General features: G+C 72.7%; 15 protein-coding genes. 10 read left to right on the top strand and 5 right to left on the bottom strand.

Translation table 11 applies throughout. The annotated features are described in order from the left end of the window. Window positions 1-51 precede the first annotated feature (51 nt). Window positions 52-2,772: a DEAD/DEAH box helicase gene (locus tag NNW99_RS11845; RefSeq protein WP_215124237.1), complete on the bottom strand. Its 2,721-nt coding sequence runs from the start codon at window positions 2,770-2,772 to the stop codon at window positions 52-54. 481 nt (window positions 2,773-3,253) lie between these two features. Between NNW99_RS11845 and NNW99_RS11840 the strand changes: the two genes are divergently transcribed. Next, entirely contained in the window at window positions 3,254-4,009 is a 756-nt protein-coding gene (locus tag NNW99_RS11840; RefSeq protein WP_215118663.1) for a ferritin-like fold-containing protein, read from the top strand. 115 nt (window positions 4,010-4,124) lie between these two features. Here the strand turns inward: NNW99_RS11840 and NNW99_RS11835 are convergent, their stop codons facing one another. The 4 genes from NNW99_RS11835 to NNW99_RS11820 all read right to left on the bottom strand — a co-directional run bounded on the left by NNW99_RS11835 (window position 4,125) and on the right by NNW99_RS11820 (window position 6,029). After that, a complete protein-coding gene (locus NNW99_RS11835) occupies window positions 4,125-4,397 on the bottom strand; it encodes a hypothetical protein (protein WP_215118662.1) in 273 nt (90 codons plus the stop codon). A 196-nt stretch (window positions 4,398-4,593) separates the two neighbouring features. After that, window positions 4,594-4,821 carry a DUF3107 domain-containing protein gene (locus NNW99_RS11830; protein WP_189723087.1) on the bottom strand — a complete coding sequence of 76 codons (228 nt, stop codon included), beginning with the start codon at window positions 4,819-4,821 and terminating at the stop codon, window positions 4,594-4,596. A 135-nt stretch (window positions 4,822-4,956) separates the two neighbouring features. After that, the gene (locus tag NNW99_RS11825) at window positions 4,957-5,598 is read right to left on the bottom strand and encodes a TetR/AcrR family transcriptional regulator (protein ID WP_215118661.1); all 642 of its coding nucleotides are present in this window, start codon (window positions 5,596-5,598) and stop codon (window positions 4,957-4,959) included. 206 nt (window positions 5,599-5,804) lie between these two features. Next, entirely contained in the window at window positions 5,805-6,029 is a 225-nt protein-coding gene (locus NNW99_RS11820; protein WP_215118660.1) for a hypothetical protein, read from the bottom strand. A 215-nt stretch (window positions 6,030-6,244) separates the two neighbouring features. Between NNW99_RS11820 and NNW99_RS11815 the strand changes: the two genes are divergently transcribed. From NNW99_RS11815 to NNW99_RS11780, 9 genes are all read left to right on the top strand, one after another. Continuing rightward, window positions 6,245-7,276 (top strand): alpha/beta fold hydrolase, encoded by a 1,032-nt coding sequence (locus tag NNW99_RS11815; RefSeq protein ID WP_215118659.1) that lies wholly within the window; start codon window positions 6,245-6,247, stop codon window positions 7,274-7,276. 8 nt (window positions 7,277-7,284) lie between these two features. Next, window positions 7,285-8,853, top strand: coding sequence for a DUF3152 domain-containing protein (locus tag NNW99_RS11810; protein WP_215118658.1), 1,569 nt, complete (start codon window positions 7,285-7,287; stop codon window positions 8,851-8,853). A 68-nt stretch (window positions 8,854-8,921) separates the two neighbouring features. Next, window positions 8,922-9,014, top strand: coding sequence for an Ms4533A family Cys-rich leader peptide (locus NNW99_RS39110; RefSeq protein ID WP_321170411.1), 93 nt, complete (start codon window positions 8,922-8,924; stop codon window positions 9,012-9,014). Between the two features lie 173 nt (window positions 9,015-9,187). Beyond that, complete coding sequence (locus NNW99_RS11805; RefSeq protein WP_215118657.1) at window positions 9,188-10,906, top strand: ABC transporter substrate-binding protein; 1,719 nt, start codon at window positions 9,188-9,190, stop codon at window positions 10,904-10,906. A gap of 4 nt (window positions 10,907-10,910) precedes the next feature. Further along, entirely contained in the window at window positions 10,911-11,918 is a 1,008-nt protein-coding gene (locus tag NNW99_RS11800; protein ID WP_215118656.1) for an ABC transporter permease, read from the top strand. After that, entirely contained in the window at window positions 11,915-12,913 is a 999-nt protein-coding gene (locus NNW99_RS11795) for an ABC transporter permease (protein ID WP_215118655.1), read from the top strand. Before NNW99_RS11800 ends, NNW99_RS11795 begins: the two co-directional genes overlap by 4 nt. Continuing rightward, on the top strand, window positions 12,910-14,499 hold the full coding sequence (locus tag NNW99_RS11790) for an ABC transporter ATP-binding protein (RefSeq protein WP_215118654.1): 1,590 nt from the start codon (window positions 12,910-12,912) through the stop codon (window positions 14,497-14,499). Before NNW99_RS11795 ends, NNW99_RS11790 begins: the two co-directional genes overlap by 4 nt. A 189-nt stretch (window positions 14,500-14,688) precedes the next feature. Beyond that, on the top strand, window positions 14,689-16,401 hold the full coding sequence (locus NNW99_RS11785; RefSeq protein WP_215118653.1) for a DUF3492 domain-containing protein: 1,713 nt from the start codon (window positions 14,689-14,691) through the stop codon (window positions 16,399-16,401). Beyond that, window positions 16,398-17,714, top strand: a complete 1,317-nt coding sequence (locus tag NNW99_RS11780; protein WP_215118652.1) for a hypothetical protein — start codon at window positions 16,398-16,400, stop codon at window positions 17,712-17,714. The genes NNW99_RS11785 and NNW99_RS11780 overlap by 4 nt, the downstream gene beginning before the upstream one ends. The last annotated feature ends 144 nt before the right edge of the window (window positions 17,715-17,858 follow it).

Here is a 17,858-nt window from a genome sequence, read left to right as displayed (position 1 = left end):
CCGACGGCCCGGCCCCACCTGGGTGGGAACCGGGCCGTCGGGCGGAGAGTGTCAGCCCTCCGTGGGCTCCGCGGTGGCCGTGGCCTTGCGGGTGCGGCGGGCCTTCGGCTTCGCCTCGGCCGTGCCGTCGGCGGAGGCCGTGGCGGCAGCGGCGGCCGTCTTCCGCGTGCGGCGCGGCTTGGCTGCGTCGGGCTCCTGAGCCGTCTGGGCCGGGATCTCGGCGGTGACGGCCCCGGCTGCCTCGACTGCCTCGGCGGCCTTGCGGGTGCGGCGGCGCGGCTTGGCCTCCGCGGCTTCGGCCGTGTCGACGGCGGTCTCGGCCGCTGCGGCGGCCTTCCGGGTCCGGCGCGGCTTGGCCTCGGCGGCTTCGGCATCCGGAGCCACCGCGGCGGTCTTCCGCGTGCGGCGCGGCTTCGCCTCGGTCGCCTCGGCCGTGTCGACGCTCGCCTCGGCCTTGGGCGCCGCCTTGCGGGCACGGCGCGGCTTGGCCTCGGCCTTCTCGACGACCTCGGGCTCCTGAGCCGTCTGGGCCGGGATCTCGGCGGTGACGGTCTCGACGGCCGTGGCTGTCTCGGCGGCCTTGCGGGTGCGGCGGCGCGGCTTGGCCTCCGTGTCCTCGGCGGTGTCGACGGCGGCTTCGGCCGCCGCTGCGGTCTTCCGCGTGCGGCGGGGCTTGGTCTCGGCGGCCTCGGCCGTGTCGACTGCGCCCGCAGCCGGTGCCGTCGCCTTGCGCGTGCGCTTCGGCTTCGCCTCGGTGGCCTCGGCGGTGTCGACGGCGGCTTCGGCCGCTGTCGCGGTCTTCCGCGTCCGGCGGGGCTTGGTCTCAGCGGCCTCCGCCGTGTCCACGGCGGCTTCCGCCGCTGCCGTCGCCTTGCGGGTGCGGCGCGGCTTGGCCTCGGGGGCCTCGCCTTCCGGAGCCACGGCGGCCGTCTTGCGCGTACGCCGCGGCTTCGTCTCCACCGGCTCCGTGACGGACTCGGTGGTGCCCTCGGCCGTGTCGACCGCGGCCTCGGCAGCGGACGCCGCCGTGCTCTTGCGGGTGCGGCGACGCGGCTTGGTGGCGGAAGCCTCGGGCTCCGCGGTCACCGGGGCGTCGGCCACGACGGCCGCGGACTCCGTGGCCGACGGCGTCACCGCGGCCTCGGTCTCCACCACCGGCGTCTCCACCGGCGTCTCCGACCGGCGCGTACGACGCCGGCGAGACTTCGCCGCCTCGGGCGCCTCCACGCTCGTGCCCTCCGCCGTCGCCACGGCGTCCGCCGCCTGCTCGGACGGGGCGGGCGAGGCGGACTCGACGGCCGTGACCGGCGCCGACTCGGCCGAGGCGCCACCGCGGGTGCGGCGGCGGCGACGCGGGGTGCGCGGAGCCGTGACGGCGTCCGCCTCGGCGGTGCCGCCGGTTGCCGTGGCGTCGGGTGCGGTGGTGCCGGTGGACTCCGGCGCCGAGCCCAGCGCCGCTCCGCCGCGCGTACGGCGGCGGCGTCGCGGCGTGCGCTCGGAACGCTCGCGCTCGGCCGGCTTGGACTCGTCCCGGCCGCCGCGGCCGTTCCGGCCACCGCGCCCGCGCGGCGCCCGGCCGCCCGGCTCGCCCAGATCCTCCAGCTCCTCCGCGTCCAGCCCGGCGCGCGTGCGCTCCGAGCGCGGCAGGACGCCCTTGGTGCCCTCGGGGATGCCGAGGTCGGAGAAGAGGTGCGGGGACGTGGAGTACGTCTCCGGCGGGTCGTTGAAGCCCAGCTCCAGCGCCTTGTTGATCAGCTGCCAGCGCGGGATGTCGTCCCAGTCGACGAGGGTGATCGCCGTACCCTTCGCGCCCGCGCGGCCCGTACGGCCGATGCGGTGCAGGTACGTTTTCTCCTCTTCCGGCGACTGGTAGTTGATGACGTGGGTCACGCCCTCGACGTCGATGCCGCGGGCGGCGACGTCGGTGCAGACGAGCACGTCCACCTTGCCGTTGCGGAAGGCGCGCAGGGCCTGCTCGCGGGCGCCCTGCCCGAGGTCGCCGTGGACCGCGCCGGAGGCGAAGCCGCGCTGCTTGAGCTGGTCGGCGAGATCAGCCGCCGTGCGCTTCGTCCGGCAGAAGACCATCGCGAGCCCGCGGCCGTCGGCCTGCAGGATGCGCGCGACCATCTCGGGCTTGTCCATGTTGTGCGCGCGGTAGATGAACTGCTTGGTGTTCGCGACGGTCGCGCCCGCGTCGTCCGGCGCCGTGGCGCGGATGTGCGTGGGCTGCGACATGTAGCGGCGGGCCAGGCCGATGACCGCGCCCGGCATGGTCGCCGAGAACAGCATCGTCTGGCGGCGGACCGGAAGCATGTTGATGATCTTCTCGACGTCGGGCAGGAAGCCCAGGTCGAGCATCTCGTCGGCCTCGTCGAGGACCAGGCACTTGACGTGCTTCAGGTTCAGCTTCTTCTGCCCGGCGAGGTCGAGCAGCCGGCCCGGGGTGCCGATGACCACATCGACGCCCTTCTTCAGGGCCTCGACCTGGGGCTCGTATGCCCGGCCGCCGTAGATCGCCGTCACGCGCACGTTACGGGCCTTGCCGGCCGTCAGGAGGTCGTTGGTCACCTGCTGGCACAGCTCGCGCGTGGGGACGACGACGAGCGCCTGCGGGGTGTCGGTGAGGTCCTCGGGCTTGGCGCGTCCGGCCTCGACATCGGCGGGAACGGTGACGCGATCGAGGAGCGGGAGGCCGAAGCCCAGCGTCTTGCCGGTGCCGGTCTTGGCCTGGCCGATGACGTCCGTGCCCGAAAGGGCCACGGGCAGCGTCAGCTCCTGGATGGGGAAGGGGGTGGTGATGCCGACGGCCTCAAGGGCCTCGGCGGTCTCGGGAAGGATTCCGAGCTCTCGGAACGTCGTAGTCAGGGTGCTGCCTCTTCTGTGTGGGGCGGTGCGAGGCGAGCGCGGGGGTCGTGTACGGACCGTGCCGGGGACGTCGGCGGCCTTGCGGCGGTGCCGTTGGGCACGGGACCACTGTCGACGCTCTAGCGCTCGTACCGCTGAGGGTGTCCCTCCGGGCTCCGTACGCACAGTGCCATACGGACGCGGAGGTCTGTCGGGTCGGAGCCGATCGGGCCACCGACCGGGCATCCTCATACGTGCGGCCTGTCGAGGTACGTCGAAGTACCAGCAGGCGCATTACCACCATACCCCGGATTCCCGCACATGCGATGGCCGATTTGGTCACGTAGCCGTTGTCACAGTGATTGACCAGGGCCTTACGCCTTCCGGCGGGCGGGCTATTGTGCGCTTCATGACGAGCTCTGACAAGCCTGAGAACGCCTCGGACACCACCGCCACCCCGGCCGAACACACCGGAGTCGCCGCCCGGGACTGGGCGACGGCCTCCGCCGACCCGCAGTACCGCGCCGCTGTCGTGGACCTGCTCGGCGCGCTCGCCTACGGGGAGCTGGCGGCGTTCGAGCGACTCGCGGAGGACGCCAAGCTGGCGCCGACGCTGGCGGACAAGGCGGAGCTGGCCAAGATGGCCTCGGCCGAGTTCCACCACTTCGAGAGGCTGCGCGACCGGCTCGCCGAGATCGGGGAGGAGCCGACGCGGGCGATGCAGCCGTTCGTCGGCGCCTACGACGGCTTCCACAAGCAGACCGCCCCCTCGGACTGGCTGGAGGGGCTGGTCAAGGCCTACGTCGGCGACTCCATCGCCAGTGACTTCTACCGGGAGGTCGCCGCCCGCCTGGACTCCGACTCCCGCGATCTGGTGCTGGCCGTGCTCGACGACACCGGCCACGGCGGCTTCGCCGTGGAGAAGGTGCGGGCCGCGATCGACGCCGACCCGCGCGTGGGCGGACGGCTCGCGCTGTGGGCGCGGCGGCTGATGGGCGAGGCCCTGTCGCAGTCCCAGCGGGTGGTCGCCGACCGGGACGCGCTGTCGACCATGCTGGTGGGCGGCGTCGCGGACGGGTTCGACCTGGCCGAGGTCGGCAAGATGTTCTCCCGGATCACCGAGGCCCACACCAAGCGGATGGCCGCGCTGGGGCTGGCCGCGTAGCGCTCTCCCAGAGGGTGGCGCTTCCGCGGGGGTGTGGGGAGACCGCGGGCCGCCGGTGGCCGGCCGCGCGGTTCCCCGCGCCCCTGTCAGGTGCGTAGTCCGCCGCCCCGGACGGCTACGCCGTGGCTGATCGTCGGCGCAGGTGGCGCCCCGCCGGGCGCAGCAGCAGCGACAGCGAGGCCACCGAGACGATCGCCGCGCCGAGCAGGACCAGCAGCAGATGCCCGGCCTCCAGCGCGCTGTGCATGACGAAGGCTCCGAAGAGGGCTCCGGCGACACCGGTCGACAGGACCAGGGGGCGGGCCGGGAGCCTGTGCGACAGGCGTTGCGTGGCCGCCCAGGCCAGAGCCAGACCGAGGATCGCGGAGCTCAACGCTTCCAGGAGCATGTCGGGGTCCCTCCCACATGGCCGGCCTACCCAAATCGGTCGTAGCCCGTCTTACCCCTGACCTGCGGAATCCAATCCCTTTCTGTGGGCCCTCTGTGCTCCATCCGTGGAGGAACCCAGGTGCCGCACGGGGCCCCGGAGAACACGAACGGGGCGGGACGGCCGATGGCTGTCCCGCCCCGCTGCGCTCACGCGTCTACAGCGCGCCGAAGCCCACCTTGCGCGGGGCCGGCTCGCCGATCTCGACGTATGCGAGACGGTCGGCCGGGACCAGGATCTTGCGGCCGTGTTCGTCCACGAGGCTCAGCAGCTGCGACTTTCCGGCCAGTGCCTCGGCCACGACGCGCTCGACCTCCTCGGGGCTCTGACCGCTCTCCAGAACGATCTCGCGGGGCGCGTGCTGCACGCCGATCTTGACCTCCACGGCTATGTCCCTCCGACGGTCAGTGATGTGCGCGACCTTCCGCGCCGTACGCAGCACACATTAGCCCGGCGAGGGGACCCGCAGTCCCCGCCCGAGAACGCCACGAGCGAACATCGGGCGGGAACAAAGCACGCGTCAGTGGTGATCGGTCCCGTGCAGCGGGAAGCCCGCGATGCCGCGCCACGCCAGCGAGGTCAGCAGCTGCACCGCCTGATCGCGGGGCACGCTGCGGTCGCTGTGCAGCCAGGACCGCGCCACGACCTGGGCAAGGCCGCCCAGGCCCGAGGCGAGCAGCATCGACTCCGCCTGCGAGAGGCCGGTGTCCTCGGCGATGACCTCGCAGATCGCCTCCGCGCACTCGTTGGTGACCTTGTCGACGCGCTCGCGCACGGCGGGCTCGTTCGTCAGGTCCGACTCGAAGACCAGGCGGAACGCGCCGCCGTCGTCCTCGACGTACGCGAAATACGCGTCCATCGTCGCCCGCACGCGCTGCTTGTTGTCCGTCGTCGAGGCGAGCGCGTGGCGCACGGACTGGATGAGCGACTCGCAGTGCTGGTCGAGCAGGGCGAGGTAGAGATCGAGCTTGCCCGGGAAGTGCTGGTAGAGCACCGGCTTGCTGACGCCCGCGCGCTCGGCGATGTCGTCCATCGCCGCCGCGTGATAGCCCTGGGCCACGAAGACCTCCTGGGCGGCGCCCAGGAGCTGGTTCCGTCGGGCACGGCGTGGCAGGCGTGTACCCCGCGGGCGAACCGCCTCTGTCTGCTCGATGGCTGTCACGCCGCCTCCCATAGTCGTCCACGTGCGGATCTGGCCGCGTCGCCATCGTACTTTTCGGTAACCGTGGTGTGCGCGGTGAGAACGCAGAATTTCACGGACCGGACGGTTGCGAAAGCGGTTGCGAAGGTTTCAAACAGGGGCAGAGCGGGCAAAATGCAGCCTCTTTCCTGTTCAACGGCGCTGCTTGCCGCCCCCGGTGGGGAGCGTCACCGGTAGTCGTCCTCGTCGAGCGAGACGACCCGGGCCTGCTCCGCGAGATCGGCCTCGTTGGCGCGGTCCGGGTCGACGCCGGTCAGCGGGTCGTCGCGGTCCGGCGCGAGGTCCGCCTGCTGCTCGGCCGCGTCGACCTCGGGGGCCTCGACGTCGTACTCCCGCGCCTGGGGCGCGTCCTCGGCCTCGAATGTCTCGGGGTCGGTGGGGTCTACGGCCATGCTGGGCTCCCTTCCTACGAACGTCCCTGAGGATCAGGGGCCACATGCGGGTGCCCTCTGTACGAGCCTAGGAGACACCCGATCCGGACGCTATGCGATCCGCGTCCGGGGTGTGACGCAGTGCGCACCCCCTGAACTGCTCCTGTCCGATTCTTGTGACGGCGAACACAGGCGAACACATGAGCCACTGCGTGATCGTCTCGTAACATTGCCGCATGTCTTCGACCGAGCTGCCGTTCGTGCCGCCCGCCAATGTGCTGCCGAGGGTGGGGGGCGTCAGGGTCGCGGAGGGCGAGCGGCTGCGGTCGGTGGAGCTGCCCGGGGTCACGCTGACGGTGCGCTCGCGACCGCCCGCCCGCGAGGGGCTGCCGCCCGCGCTCTACGTGCACGGGCTCGGCGGTTCCTCGCAGAACTGGTCGGCGCTGATGCCGCTGCTGGAGGACGCCGTCGACAGTGAGGCCGTCGACCTGCCGGGCTTCGGCGACTCCCCGCCACCGGACGACGGCGACTACTCCGTCACCGGGCACGCGCGCGCGGTCATCCGCTACCTCGACGCCTCCGGCCGCGGTCCCGTGCACCTGTTCGGGAACTCGCTCGGTGGCGCCATCACCACCCGTGTCGCGGCCGTACGGCCCGATCTCGTCCGTACGCTCACGCTCGTGTCGCCCGCCCTGCCGGAAATCCGCGTGCAGCGCTCCGCCGTGCCCACCGGGCTGCTGGCGGTGCCCGGAGTCGCCCTGCTCTTCACCCGGCTCACCCGCGCCTGGACGGCGGAGCAGCGGGTCCGCGGCGTCATGGCACTGTGTTACGGGGATCCGGGCATGGTGACGCCGGAAGGTTTCCGCAACGCCGTGCAGGAGATGGAGCGGCGGCTGCGGCTGCCGTACTTCTGGGACGCCATGGCGCGGTCCGCGCGCGGGATCGTCAACGCGTACACGCTGGGCGGCCAGCAGGGGCTGTGGCGCCAGGCCGAGCGCGTTCTCGCGCCCACCCTTCTCGTCTACGGTGGCCGTGACCAACTGGTCGGCTTCCGCATGGCGCAGAAGGCGGCCCGGGCCTTTCGTGACTCGCGGCTGGTGACGTTGCCGGACGCGGGGCACGTGGCCATGATGGAGTACCCGGAGACAGTGGCCCTGGCGTTTCGCGAACTCCTCGCGGACTCCGGAGAGTTGGGCACGCGGCGAGCACGGCGGGCCAAGGACGGCGCCGTCGACAGGGAAAGCACCGACGAGAGCATGGGGGGCTGAGGCGCGAAGTGGGACGCCACAGCCGCCGCGGGGCGGTCGCCAAGGGCGACACCGCGGACGCGACCGCAGTACGGGACGACCGGGCCGGGTCGGCGCAGGGAGAGAGACCAGGGCAGGGCCAGGCGCCGGACCCCGGCTGGGGAGGCCGGCCGGTACCGCCCGGCGCCGGGCAGGGCGGCTGGCCGCCGCCGGGCGCGGGTCCTCGCCGTACGCCGGGGCCGCGGCCCGCGCCGGGCTCCGGTCCCGCGCCGGGTTCCGGCACGCCTCCGTACGGGACGCCGCAGCCGCCGGACGGATGGCGTCCGGACGGCATGCCGGGACGCGGTGTGCCGCGGCTGCCCGACGGCACCCCCGCGCAGGGCTTCCCCGCCGCCCGGGGAGGCCACCCCGAGCAGCGGGAACCCGGCGGCGGCTGGGGCGAGTTGAGGGAGAACGGCCGGGGCGCCGCTCCCATACCGCGGCAGCGGCGGGCGTCCGTGCCCGGACCGCGGCAGGACTACCTCGACGCCTTCGGCGAAGGGGACGACGTCTTCGCGCCCCGTACGGCCGCCTCCGCCCACGCGGCGGACGGATACGCCTCCGTCACGGACTGGGGCGCGGGCACTCCGGCCGACACGCCCTTCGACGACCAGGACCGCGACTTCGGCCGTGACCGCGGCTTCGGCCGTGACCGCGGCTTCGGCCGTGACCGCGACTTCGGCCCCGGACTCGACGGTGACCAGGACCGCGACCGTGACGACGCGGAGCCCACCGGTGCGCCCGCGCCGGTCAAGGGCGGCAAGGGCCGTACCTTCACCGGCATCGCGGCCGCCGCCGTCACCACCGTGCTGGCCGTGGTCGTCGCCGGCCAGGTCGCCGACGACCAGGGCGGTTCCGGCGTGCAGTCGCAGTCCGCCACGGACCAGGCCCGCGACGTCCGGGACCCCGCGCCCCAGAGCGGCGGGCAGACCCCCGCCCCGGAGTCCGACGCCAAGCCGCTCACGTACAACGAGAAGATGGCCAGGACGTACCCGCTCGGCGCCGAGCTCAAGGGCTCGGGGAAGTTCGACGCCGTCCCCGGAGTCGCGAAGGCACCCGGCAGGGGACAGAAGCACACCTACCGCGTCGACGTGGAGCAGGGACTCGGGCTGGACGGCGCACTCTTCGCCGAGGCCGTGCAGAAGACGCTCAACGACGAGCGCAGCTGGGCCCACAACGGCGCGCACACCTTCGAGCGCGTCTACTCCGGCAACCCCGACTTCGTGATCACTCTCGCCAGCCCCGGCACGACCGCCGACTGGTGCGCCAAGTCCGGCCTGGACACCACCGTGGACAACGTCTCCTGCGACTCGGCCGCGACCGAGCGCGTGATGATCAACGCCTACCGGTGGGCGCAGGGTTCGCCGACATACGGCGACAAGATCCACGCCTACCGGCAGATGCTGATCAACCACGAGGTCGGACACCGTCTCGGCTACAACCACGTCACCTGCGACAAGGACGGCGACCTCGCGCCGGTCATGCAGCAGCAGACCAAGTTCCTCAACCACGACGGCATCCGCTGCCGTGCCAACCCCTGGGCCTACCCCGGGAATTGACCGGCATCACAGGGGCCGGCCAGCGCCGCGCGTTGACATGCGCAGAAAAGTCGTACATATTTCTGCGCATGTCCCCCCGTCCCGCCTCCGTTCGCGCCGCCTTCGAGCTGGCGCTCATCGGCGTGACCCCGCTCTGCGTGGCCGACATTCACTGTTGCTGACGCCCGCTCCAGGCGCGCGTCGCGAAAACCCCTGCTCTCCGTGACCCGGTCACGGCTTCATCGGTCACGGCTTCTTCGACGACCCGGCGCCGGGCAGACGTCTGTTCCCGTTCGTCTCACCCTTCGTCATTTCGTCTCGCGATCCGAGACATCATCGAGAGGTCGTCAATCCGATGCGCCAACCGTCCGTCACAGCGCGCCGCGTGGCCGCGGCATCCGTCAGCCTGGTCCTGGCAGCGGGCGCCGCCGCCTGCGGGCCCAAGGACAACGATGCCAAGGGCGCCGGCGGCGACACCACGCCCCACAAGGGCGGCACTCTCACGGTCCTGAACGCCAATCCGCAGCAGGATTTCGACCCGGCACGGCTGTACACCTCCGGCGGCGGCAACGTCCCGTCCCTGGTCTTCCGTACGCTCACCACCCGCAACCGCGAGGACGGCGCCGCCGGCACCGAGGTCGTCCCCGACCTCGCCACCGACACCGGGCGCCCCAGCAAGGACGCGAAGGTGTGGACGTACACCCTGAAGAAGGGCCTCAAGTACGAGGACGGCACCCCGATCACCTCGGCCGACATCAAGTACGGCATCGAGCGCTCCTTCGCCCCCGAGCTGTCGGGCGGCGCCCCCTATCTGCGGGACTGGCTGGTCGGGGCCGCCGACTACCAAGGCCCGTACAAGGACAAGAAGGGCCTCGACGCGATCGAGACGCCGGACGAGCGGACCATCGTCTTCCATCTGAACAAGCCCGAGGGCGAGTTCCCGTACCTGGCCACGCAGACGCAGTTCACGCCCGTCCCGAAGAGCAAGGACACGGGCACCAAGTACGAGGAGCACCCGGTCTCCTCCGGGCCGTACAAGGTCGTGAAGAACGAGAACGACGGTGAGCGGCTGACCCTGGAGCGCAACACGCACTGGTCCGCCTCGACCGACGCCGAGCGCAAGGCCTACCCGGACAAGATCGACGTACGGTCCGGGCTCGACTCGTCCGTGATCAACCAGCGGCTGTCCGCGTCCCAGGGGGCGGACGCCGCCGCGGTCACCACGGACACCAACCTCGGCCCGGCCGAGCTGGCCAAGGTCAGCGGCGACAAGGAGCTCGCCGCCCGCGTCGGCACCGGGCACTTCGGCTACACCAACTACATCGCGTTCAACCCGACGATCAAGCCGTTCGACGACCCCAGGGTGCGGCAGGCGATCTCGTACGCCATCGACCGGTCGTCCGTGGTCAACGCCGCCGGCGGCTCCGCGCTCGCCGAGCCCGCGACCACCTTCCTGCCCGACCAGAAGTCCTTCGGCTACACGCCGTACGACCTGTTCCCGGCGGGCAAGGGCGGCGACCCGCAGAAGGCCGAGGAGCTGCTGAAGGAGGCCGGGCACGCGAACGGTCTCACCATCACGCTGACCCACTCCAACGCCAAGGACTTCGAGACCAGCCCGGAGATCGCGACCGCCATCCAGGACGCGCTCAAGAAGGCCGGCATCACGGTCAAGCTGCAGGGCCTGGAGGAGAACGACTACTCCGACAAGATCCACAACGTGAAGACCGAGCCGGGCTTCTTCCTCGCCCACTGGGGCGCCGACTGGCCCTCCGGCGGTCCGTTCCTCGCCCCGATCTTCGACGGCCGGCAGATCGTCAAGGACGGCGCGAACTTCAACACGGGCCTGCTCAATGACAAGTCGGTCAATGCCGAGATTGACGCGATCAACAAGTTGACGGATCTTGACCAGGCCGCCAAGAGGTGGGGTGCACTGGACAAGAAGATCGGCGAGAAGGCCCTGACCGTCCCGCTGTTCCACCCCGTCTACAAGCGCCTGTACGGCGAGGACGTCAAGAACATCGTGATCAGTGACTGGACCGGTGTGCTGGACATCTCCCAGGTCGCGGTGAAGTAGCGCCGTGAGTGAGGCAGTTCTCGCCGTCGAGGCTCCCGGAGCGCCCGCTCCGGGAGCCTCGGGGGCCCGTCAGTTCTGGCGGCGGCTGCGCACGCAGCGCGCCGCCCTCGTCGCGGCGGTCGTCGTCGCGCTGCTCGTCCTGATCGCGGTGGCCGCACCCCTGCTCACCGCGATCGAGGGGCAGGACCCGACCACCTACCACCCCTCGCTCATCGACTCCGCGCGCGGAGGCGTGCCCATCGGGTCGTTCGGAGGGATGAGCGCCGAGCACTGGCTCGGCGTCGAACCGCAGACCGGACGCGATCTGTTCGCCCGGCTGACATACGGCGCGCGGGTCTCGCTGGGCGTGGCGCTGGCCGCCACGGTGGTGCAGGTGCTGCTCGGCGTCGTGCTGGGCGTCGTCGCGGGACTCGGCAACCGCTGGGTGGACCTCGCCGTCACCCGGATCGCCGACATCTTCGTCTCCATGCCCCTGATGGTCATCGCGCTGGCCCTGCTCGCCATCGTGCCGACGAGCTTCCCGCGTCCCGTCCTGGTCGCCCTCGTCGTGGGGCTGGTCTCCGGCTGGGGCACGCTGGCCAAGATGGTGCGCGCGCAGACGCTCACCCTCAAGCAGCTCGACTACGTCTCCGCGGCACGGCTCAGCGGCTGGGGCACCGCCCGGATCGCACGCCGCGAACTGCTGCCCGGCCTCGCGGCCCCCGTCATCACGTACTCGGCGCTGCTCATCCCGACGAACATCACCGTCGAGGCGGCGCTGTCCTTCCTCGGCGTGGGCGTGAAGCCGCCGACGCCGTCCTGGGGACAGATGCTCACCGCGGCCGACGTCTGGTACCAGGCGGCCCCGCAGTACCTGCTGCTGCCCGCGGGCGCGCTGTTCGTGACCGTGCTGTCCCTGACCGTCCTCGGCGACGGAGTGCGCACCGCCCTCGACCCGCGCGCGGCCTCACGGCTGCGCATCGGCACGGGACGGAAGCGGGAGGCGAAGGCGGCCGAAGGGGGTGCGGCATGAGCGGCTTCGGCGGATTCGTACTGCGCCGCGTCCTCGGCGCCCTGGTCACCCTCTTCGCCCTCTCCGTGATCATCTACGTCGTCTTCTACGCCACGCCCGGCAACGTCGCCCAGATCACCTGCGGCCCGCGCTGCTCACCGGAACAGGTCCACCAGGTCGCTCAGCAGCTCAGGCTCGACGACCCGTTGTACGTGCGGTACTGGCACTTCCTGTCGGGCCTCGTCGCCGGCCAGGACTTCTCCACCGGTACGTCCGTGCAGCACTGCCCGGCGCCCTGCCTCGGCCTGTCGTACCAGAGCGACCAGCCGGTCACCGACCTGATCCTGGCGAAGCTGCCGGTCACCGGCTCGCTCGCGCTCGGCGCCATGGTGCTGTGGCTGATCATCGGCATCGGCACGGGCGTGCTGTCGGTGTGGCGGCGGGGCCGGCTCACCGAACGGCTGCTGACCGGCCTGACGCTGGTCGGCACGGCCACGCCCGTCTTCGTCATCGGACTGATCCTGATGATCGTCGTCTGCGGACAGCTTCAACTGCTGCCGTTCCCGCAGTACGTCGCCTTCACCGACGACCCCGAGCAGTGGGCCTGGAACCTGCTGCTGCCCTGGCTGTCGCTCGCGCTGATCGAGTCGGCCACCTACGCCCGGCTGACCCGGGCCGCGATGCTGGAGACCCTCGCCGAGGACCATGTGCGGACCTTCCGCGCGTACGGCATCGGGGAGCGGTCCATCATCGGGCGGCACGCGCTGCGCGGCGCGGTGGCACCGCTCATCGCCGTGAACGCCAACAACCTCGGGGTGCTCTTCGGCGGTGCCGTGCTCACCGAGACGCTCTTCGGGCTGCCCGGCATCGGCCAGGCGCTGGTGGGGGCGGTGAAGGTCGTCGACCTGCCGGTGGTCGTCGGCATGGTCCTGGTGACCGGTTTCTTCGTGGTCCTCGCAGGCGCCGTCGCCGACGTGCTGTACGCGGTGGCCGACCGACGGGTGGTGCTGACATGAGCCTGGTCGACGTGACCGACCTGAGCGTGGACTTCGGCGAGTCGCGTGCCGTCGACGGACTCTCCTTCCGCCTCGAACAGGGCGCCGCCCTGGCCCTGGTCGGCGAGTCCGGCTCCGGCAAGTCGACCGTGGCGTCCGCCCTGCTCGGCCTGCACCGTGGCACGGGAGCGCGGGTCCAGGGCTCGGTCGAGGTGGCCGGCACCGACGTGCAGCGGGCCTCCGACGGGGATCTGCGGCGGCTGCGCGGCGGGCAGGCGGCGATGGTGTTCCAGGATCCGCTGTCCTCCCTCGACCCGTACTACGCGATCGGCGACCAGATCGCCGAGGTGTACCGCGCCCACGCGCGCGTGTCCCGGCGGGCGGCACGCGCGCGTGCCGTCGAGGTCCTGGACCGGGTGGGGATTCCGGACGCGGCCCGGCGCTCGCGTTCCCGGCCGCACGAGTTCAGCGGCGGCATGCGCCAGCGCGCCCTGATCGCCATGGCGCTCGCGTGCGAGCCCCGCCTGCTGATCGCCGACGAGCCGACGACGGCCCTCGACGTCACCGTCCAGGCCCAGGTCCTCGACCTGCTGCACACGCTCCGCGAGGAGACCGGCATGGGCCTGCTGCTCGTCACCCACGACGTGGGCGTCGCCGCCGAGAGCGTCGACGAGGTGCTGGTGATGCGGCACGGGCGGGCGGTCGAGCACGGGCCGGTCTCGGGTGTGCTGGGCGCGCCGGCCCAGCCGTACACCCGGGAACTGCTGGCCGCGGTGCCCCGGCTGGACGCGCCCCGGAAGGACTCGTCGGAGCCCGAGGAGATCGTGCTGGAGGCGACCGGCCTCACGCGCGTGTTCGGGCGCGGGAAGCGGGCGTTCACGGCCGTGGACGAGGTGTCGCTGACCTTGCGGCGCGGTGAGACGCTCGGCATCGTGGGCGAGAGCGGCAGCGGGAAGACGACCCTGGGGCGGATGCTCGTCGGGCTGCTGGAGCCGACGACCGGATCACTGCGGTTCGAGGGCCGCGCGCACACCGGGGTGAACCCGGCCGTGCAGATGGTCTTCCAGGACCCCGTCTCCTCCCTCAACCCCCGCCGCAGCGTGGGCGAGTCCATCGCCGATCCGCTCCGCGCGCGCGGCGAGTCCGAGGGGCGCATTCGGGAGCGCGTGGCAGAACTGCTGGAGCGCGTGGGGCTCGAAGCGGCGCATCACGACCGCTACCCGCACGAGTTCAGCGGCGGCCAGCGCCAGCGCATCGGGATCGCGCGGGCGCTCGCGGCGGACCCGCGCGTCATCGTCTGCGACGAGCCGGTCTCGGCCCTCGACGTCACCACCCAGGCGCACGTGGTCGACCTGCTGGGGGAGTTGCAGCGCGAACTCGGGCTCGCGCTGGTCTTCATCGCGCACGACCTGGCCGTCGTCCGCCAGGTCAGCGACCGGGTCGCGGTGATGCGCGAGGGCGTCGTCGTCGAGGAAGGACCCGTCGCCGACGTGTACGGGGCGCCGCGCGAGCCGTACACCAGGCAGCTGCTCGCCGCCGTACCGGCGCTCGACCCGGAGGCCGCCGCGCGACGCCGGGCGGAGCGACGGGAGTTGGCCGCGGCATGACGATCCGTGTCCACTTGATCTCCTAGCGCGACGGAACGCGACCCGCACGGGAAAGTTACGACCGTTCACCCCTTTTGGTGGTGCGACGGACAACCGTCCGTCGTACCACCGCCCTGACCGCATACGTTCGTCCCGCTGCGAGCCGCCGGGCAACGGCGGCTCCCCATACGGGAGATCGGGGGTGGACACATGCGCATCGGACTGCTCACGGAAGGTGGCTATCCGTATGTGAGCGGTGACGCCAGGCTCTGGTGCGACCGGCTGGTGCGCGGGCTCGCACAGCACGAGTTCGACGTCTACGCGCTCAGCCGCAGTGAACACCAGGAGGACGAGGGCTGGACCCCGCTCTCGCCGAACGTCCGCAGGGTACGGACCGCGCCGCTGTGGATGACCGAGGACGACGGGGTGGTCCTGGGGCGCCGTGCGCGCCGGCGGTTCACCGAGTGCTTCGGGGAACTGGCCGCCGTGCTCTGCGGGGCGGCGTCCGAGCCGTGCGGGGCGACGTCCGAGGGGGCCTCGACCCCCGAGGCGGACCGTTTCGCCAACGCTCTGTACGGGCTTGCCGAACTCGCCCGTGAGGAGGGCGGGCTGGCCAGTGCTCTCCGCTCCGAGGCCGCCGTACGCGCGCTGGAACGCGCCTGTCGTGCGCCGGGCGCCCACCGCGCCGCGCGTGAGGCCCGGGTCCCGGACCTGCTCGCCGTGGCCGCACACCTCGAACGGGCGCTGCGCCCCCTCTCCCTCGACTGGTACGAGGACGACGGACTCGGCGCGGTCGACCTCTGCCACGCCGCGTCCGGCGGCCCGGCCGCCCTGCCGGGCCTGCTGGCCCGCCACTTCACCGGCGTCCCCCTGCTGGTGACCGAGTACGGCGTGCGCCTGCGGACGCACTACCTCACCGCCCCCGACGCCCCGCCCGCCGTTCGGTCCCTGCTGGCGGCCTTCCACGGCGGACTCGCCGCCGAGGTCTACGGGCAGGCCGAGGTCGTCACCGCCGGCAACACGCACGCCCGCCGCTGGCAGGAGCGCTGCGGTGCCGGCCGCGAGAAGCTCCGCACGATCTACCCCGGCATGGACGCCCGGCCCTTCGCCGAGGTGGGCGAGTCCGCGGAGTGCGCCGACCCGGACGCGCTCGTCTGGGTCGGCCGCGTCGAACCCGCCAAGGACCTGGTCTCGCTGCTGCACGCCTTCGCCGAGGTCCGCAAGCAGCAGCCGCGGACGCGCCTGCGCATCGTCGGAGCCCCCGCCGGGACCGAGGGCGCGGCCTATCTCGCCCACTGCAGGGCGCTGGCCGCCCATCTCTTCCCCGACGAGGCCGAGGGCCCGCACACCGCCGGCCACAACCCGGTGTCCTTCGAGGAGGTCGGAGAGCCGGAACTCCCGGCCCTCGCCGACGCCTACGCCTCGGGCGCCGTGACCGTCCTGTCCAGCGTCGTCGAGGGCTTCCCGACCGGCCTGGTCGAGGCCATGCTCTGCGGACGCGCCACGGTGTCGACGGACGTCGGCGCGGTCGTGGAGGTCATCGGCGGCACCGGCTTGGTCGTGCCCCCGCGCAACCCACGAGCGCTCGCCGAGGCGTGCGTCGCGTTGCTGCGCGACCCGGAGCGCCGTGAGCGCTTGGGCGCAGCCGCCCGGGCCCGTGCTCTCGAACTGTTCACGGTCGAGCAGAACATCGAGGCGTTTCACAGCATTTACCTGGAGATCGTCTCGCGCGCTCCCGTCCGCCGTGTCGTCCTAGACGCTGCGGGTGAGCCGCTGCCCTTCGCGGTGCCCGCCGAGGCCCGTGTCCCGGTCAGCTGGGCCGGCCCGACCCCCGGCCTCGCCGCCCGCGGCGTCCCCGGCTGGGCCGGAGGCAGCCCCGTACGAGCCACCACCGCCGTCCCCGCCCCGGAGAGAGCACGATGAACGACTTGGGCGAACTGGACCGTCCTGGAACCCCGGCCGGACCCGGCACCTCTGCCGGTACGGGAGCGTCGGATGCCCCCTCGGAGAGGGCGCTCGGGCCGGCGGCCACGGCCTCACCGGCACCGGAACCGGCTGCCGACCGTGAGTCGCCCGGGAAGCGCGAGCCGGCCGACGGCCGCGAGGCATCCGTGGCGCAGGGGCAGGCCGCCGATCGCAAGCCGCCCTCCGCGCGTCGGGGTGCCGACCCGGTGAAGGCGCTGATGCACCGTCACCGGGAACTCTGCGAACGGGCGGTGGACCCCCTCGAGATCGCCGCGGGACTCGAAGCGCACGGCATCACCGAGCGCACCGCGGCCCGCTTCCGCCACCGGGACGTCTTCTCCCTCGCCGAGGAGATGTACGCCCGAGTCACCCGGGACGGGGACGCCCCCGCGTCGCCGGCGCCCACGGCCCCCCGGGCGCGTGCCGACTGGGTCCTCCTGACGCTCCTGCCGGGCGCGCTGTGCGCCGCCGCCGTGAACGCCGCGCACCTCACCCACGGACGGACGCGCCTGATCGCCGTGGCAGCGGGCATCCTCGCCGTGGGCCTGGCCCTCCGCGCCGCACTCCGCCGCGGCCCGCTGAGCCGGACCGACCACACCGGCCCCCGCGGCAGCGCCCTGTGGATCTCCTGGCTCGTCGCCTACTCCGTCCTGGGCGACGGCCTGCTCCACAGCGCCGTCACCGGCGGCCCCGACGGTCCGCCCACCGGCGCGGCCGGCGGCTCCTGGCCCCTCGCCGTCGCCCCCGTCCTGGCCCTCGCCCTGGCGTGCGCGCCCGCGGCCTGGACCGCCCACCTCTTCACCGCGCGGGGCCGCCGCAGGCTCGCCGCCAGCCGTGGCCTCGAGGACTTCGCCGCCGCCGTACGCCCGCTGCTGCTCGGCACCGTCGCCCTCTTCCTGGGCGCCTTGGCGGGCCTGCTCGCCCTCTGCGCGGCAGTCCTCGACGAGCCCGCGGACCACGCGGAGGTCCTCGCCCTGGGCGCCCTCCTCTTCATCGCCCGCCTCCTCACCACCCACTGCTTCCCCTACGCCCCGGCCGCAGTGCTCGCCGCGACGGCAACGGTCCAGGCCGCCGCCCTCGCCACGGTCTTCATCGCCCGCCTCCCCGGACTCGGCTTCCTGGGCACCCCCGTGGAGACCCTCGTCACCCTCTGGGGCGCCGGCAGCGTCCCCACCCTCGCCTGCGGCGCGGCGGCCCTGACCCTCCTCGTCCACGCGACGCGCAGGCTGACCAGGGCCTCGGCCCACGCACCCCCGGTCCCCTCCCGGTGACCGCCGGGGGAGCCAGGACCGTCGGAGAGCGACTCCCGAGCCCCCCGGCCGAAGCCCCGTCACCTGTAGCCGCAGACACCGGCCCACCGCCGGAGGCACCCGCACCACCCCGTCCGCCCCGCACCAAGGAGAACCCGATGACCA

The organism is Streptomyces sp. CRCS-T-1, from assembly GCF_024442335.1.
In the GTDB taxonomy this organism is placed as follows: Bacteria; Actinomycetota; Actinomycetes; order Streptomycetales; family Streptomycetaceae; genus Streptomyces; species Streptomyces koelreuteriae.
The sequence above is the reverse complement of the archived record's forward strand: the minus strand, read 5'-3'. Positions and strand labels throughout refer to the sequence as shown.

What these genes read in the sequence shown, in the direction of transcription:
- NNW99_RS11840 (WP_215118663.1), top strand. Translation starts at nt 3,254, where the DNA reads ATGACGAGCTCTGACAAGCCTGAGAACGCCTCGGACACCACCGCCACC.
- NNW99_RS11835 (WP_215118662.1), bottom strand. Translation starts at nt 4,397, where the DNA reads ATGCTCCTGGAAGCGTTGAGCTCCGCGATCCTCGGTCTGGCTCTGGCC.
- NNW99_RS11820 (WP_215118660.1), bottom strand. Translation starts at nt 6,029, where the DNA reads ATGGCCGTAGACCCCACCGACCCCGAGACATTCGAGGCCGAGGACGCG.
- NNW99_RS11815 (WP_215118659.1), top strand. Translation starts at nt 6,245, where the DNA reads ATGTCTTCGACCGAGCTGCCGTTCGTGCCGCCCGCCAATGTGCTGCCG.
- NNW99_RS39110 (WP_321170411.1), top strand. Translation starts at nt 8,922, where the DNA reads ATGTCCCCCCGTCCCGCCTCCGTTCGCGCCGCCTTCGAGCTGGCGCTC.
- NNW99_RS11805 (WP_215118657.1), top strand. Translation starts at nt 9,188, where the DNA reads ATGCGCCAACCGTCCGTCACAGCGCGCCGCGTGGCCGCGGCATCCGTC.
- NNW99_RS11795 (WP_215118655.1), top strand. Translation starts at nt 11,915, where the DNA reads ATGAGCGGCTTCGGCGGATTCGTACTGCGCCGCGTCCTCGGCGCCCTG.
- NNW99_RS11790 (WP_215118654.1), top strand. Translation starts at nt 12,910, where the DNA reads ATGAGCCTGGTCGACGTGACCGACCTGAGCGTGGACTTCGGCGAGTCG.
- NNW99_RS11785 (WP_215118653.1), top strand. Translation starts at nt 14,689, where the DNA reads ATGCGCATCGGACTGCTCACGGAAGGTGGCTATCCGTATGTGAGCGGT.
- NNW99_RS11780 (WP_215118652.1), top strand. Translation starts at nt 16,398, where the DNA reads ATGAACGACTTGGGCGAACTGGACCGTCCTGGAACCCCGGCCGGACCC.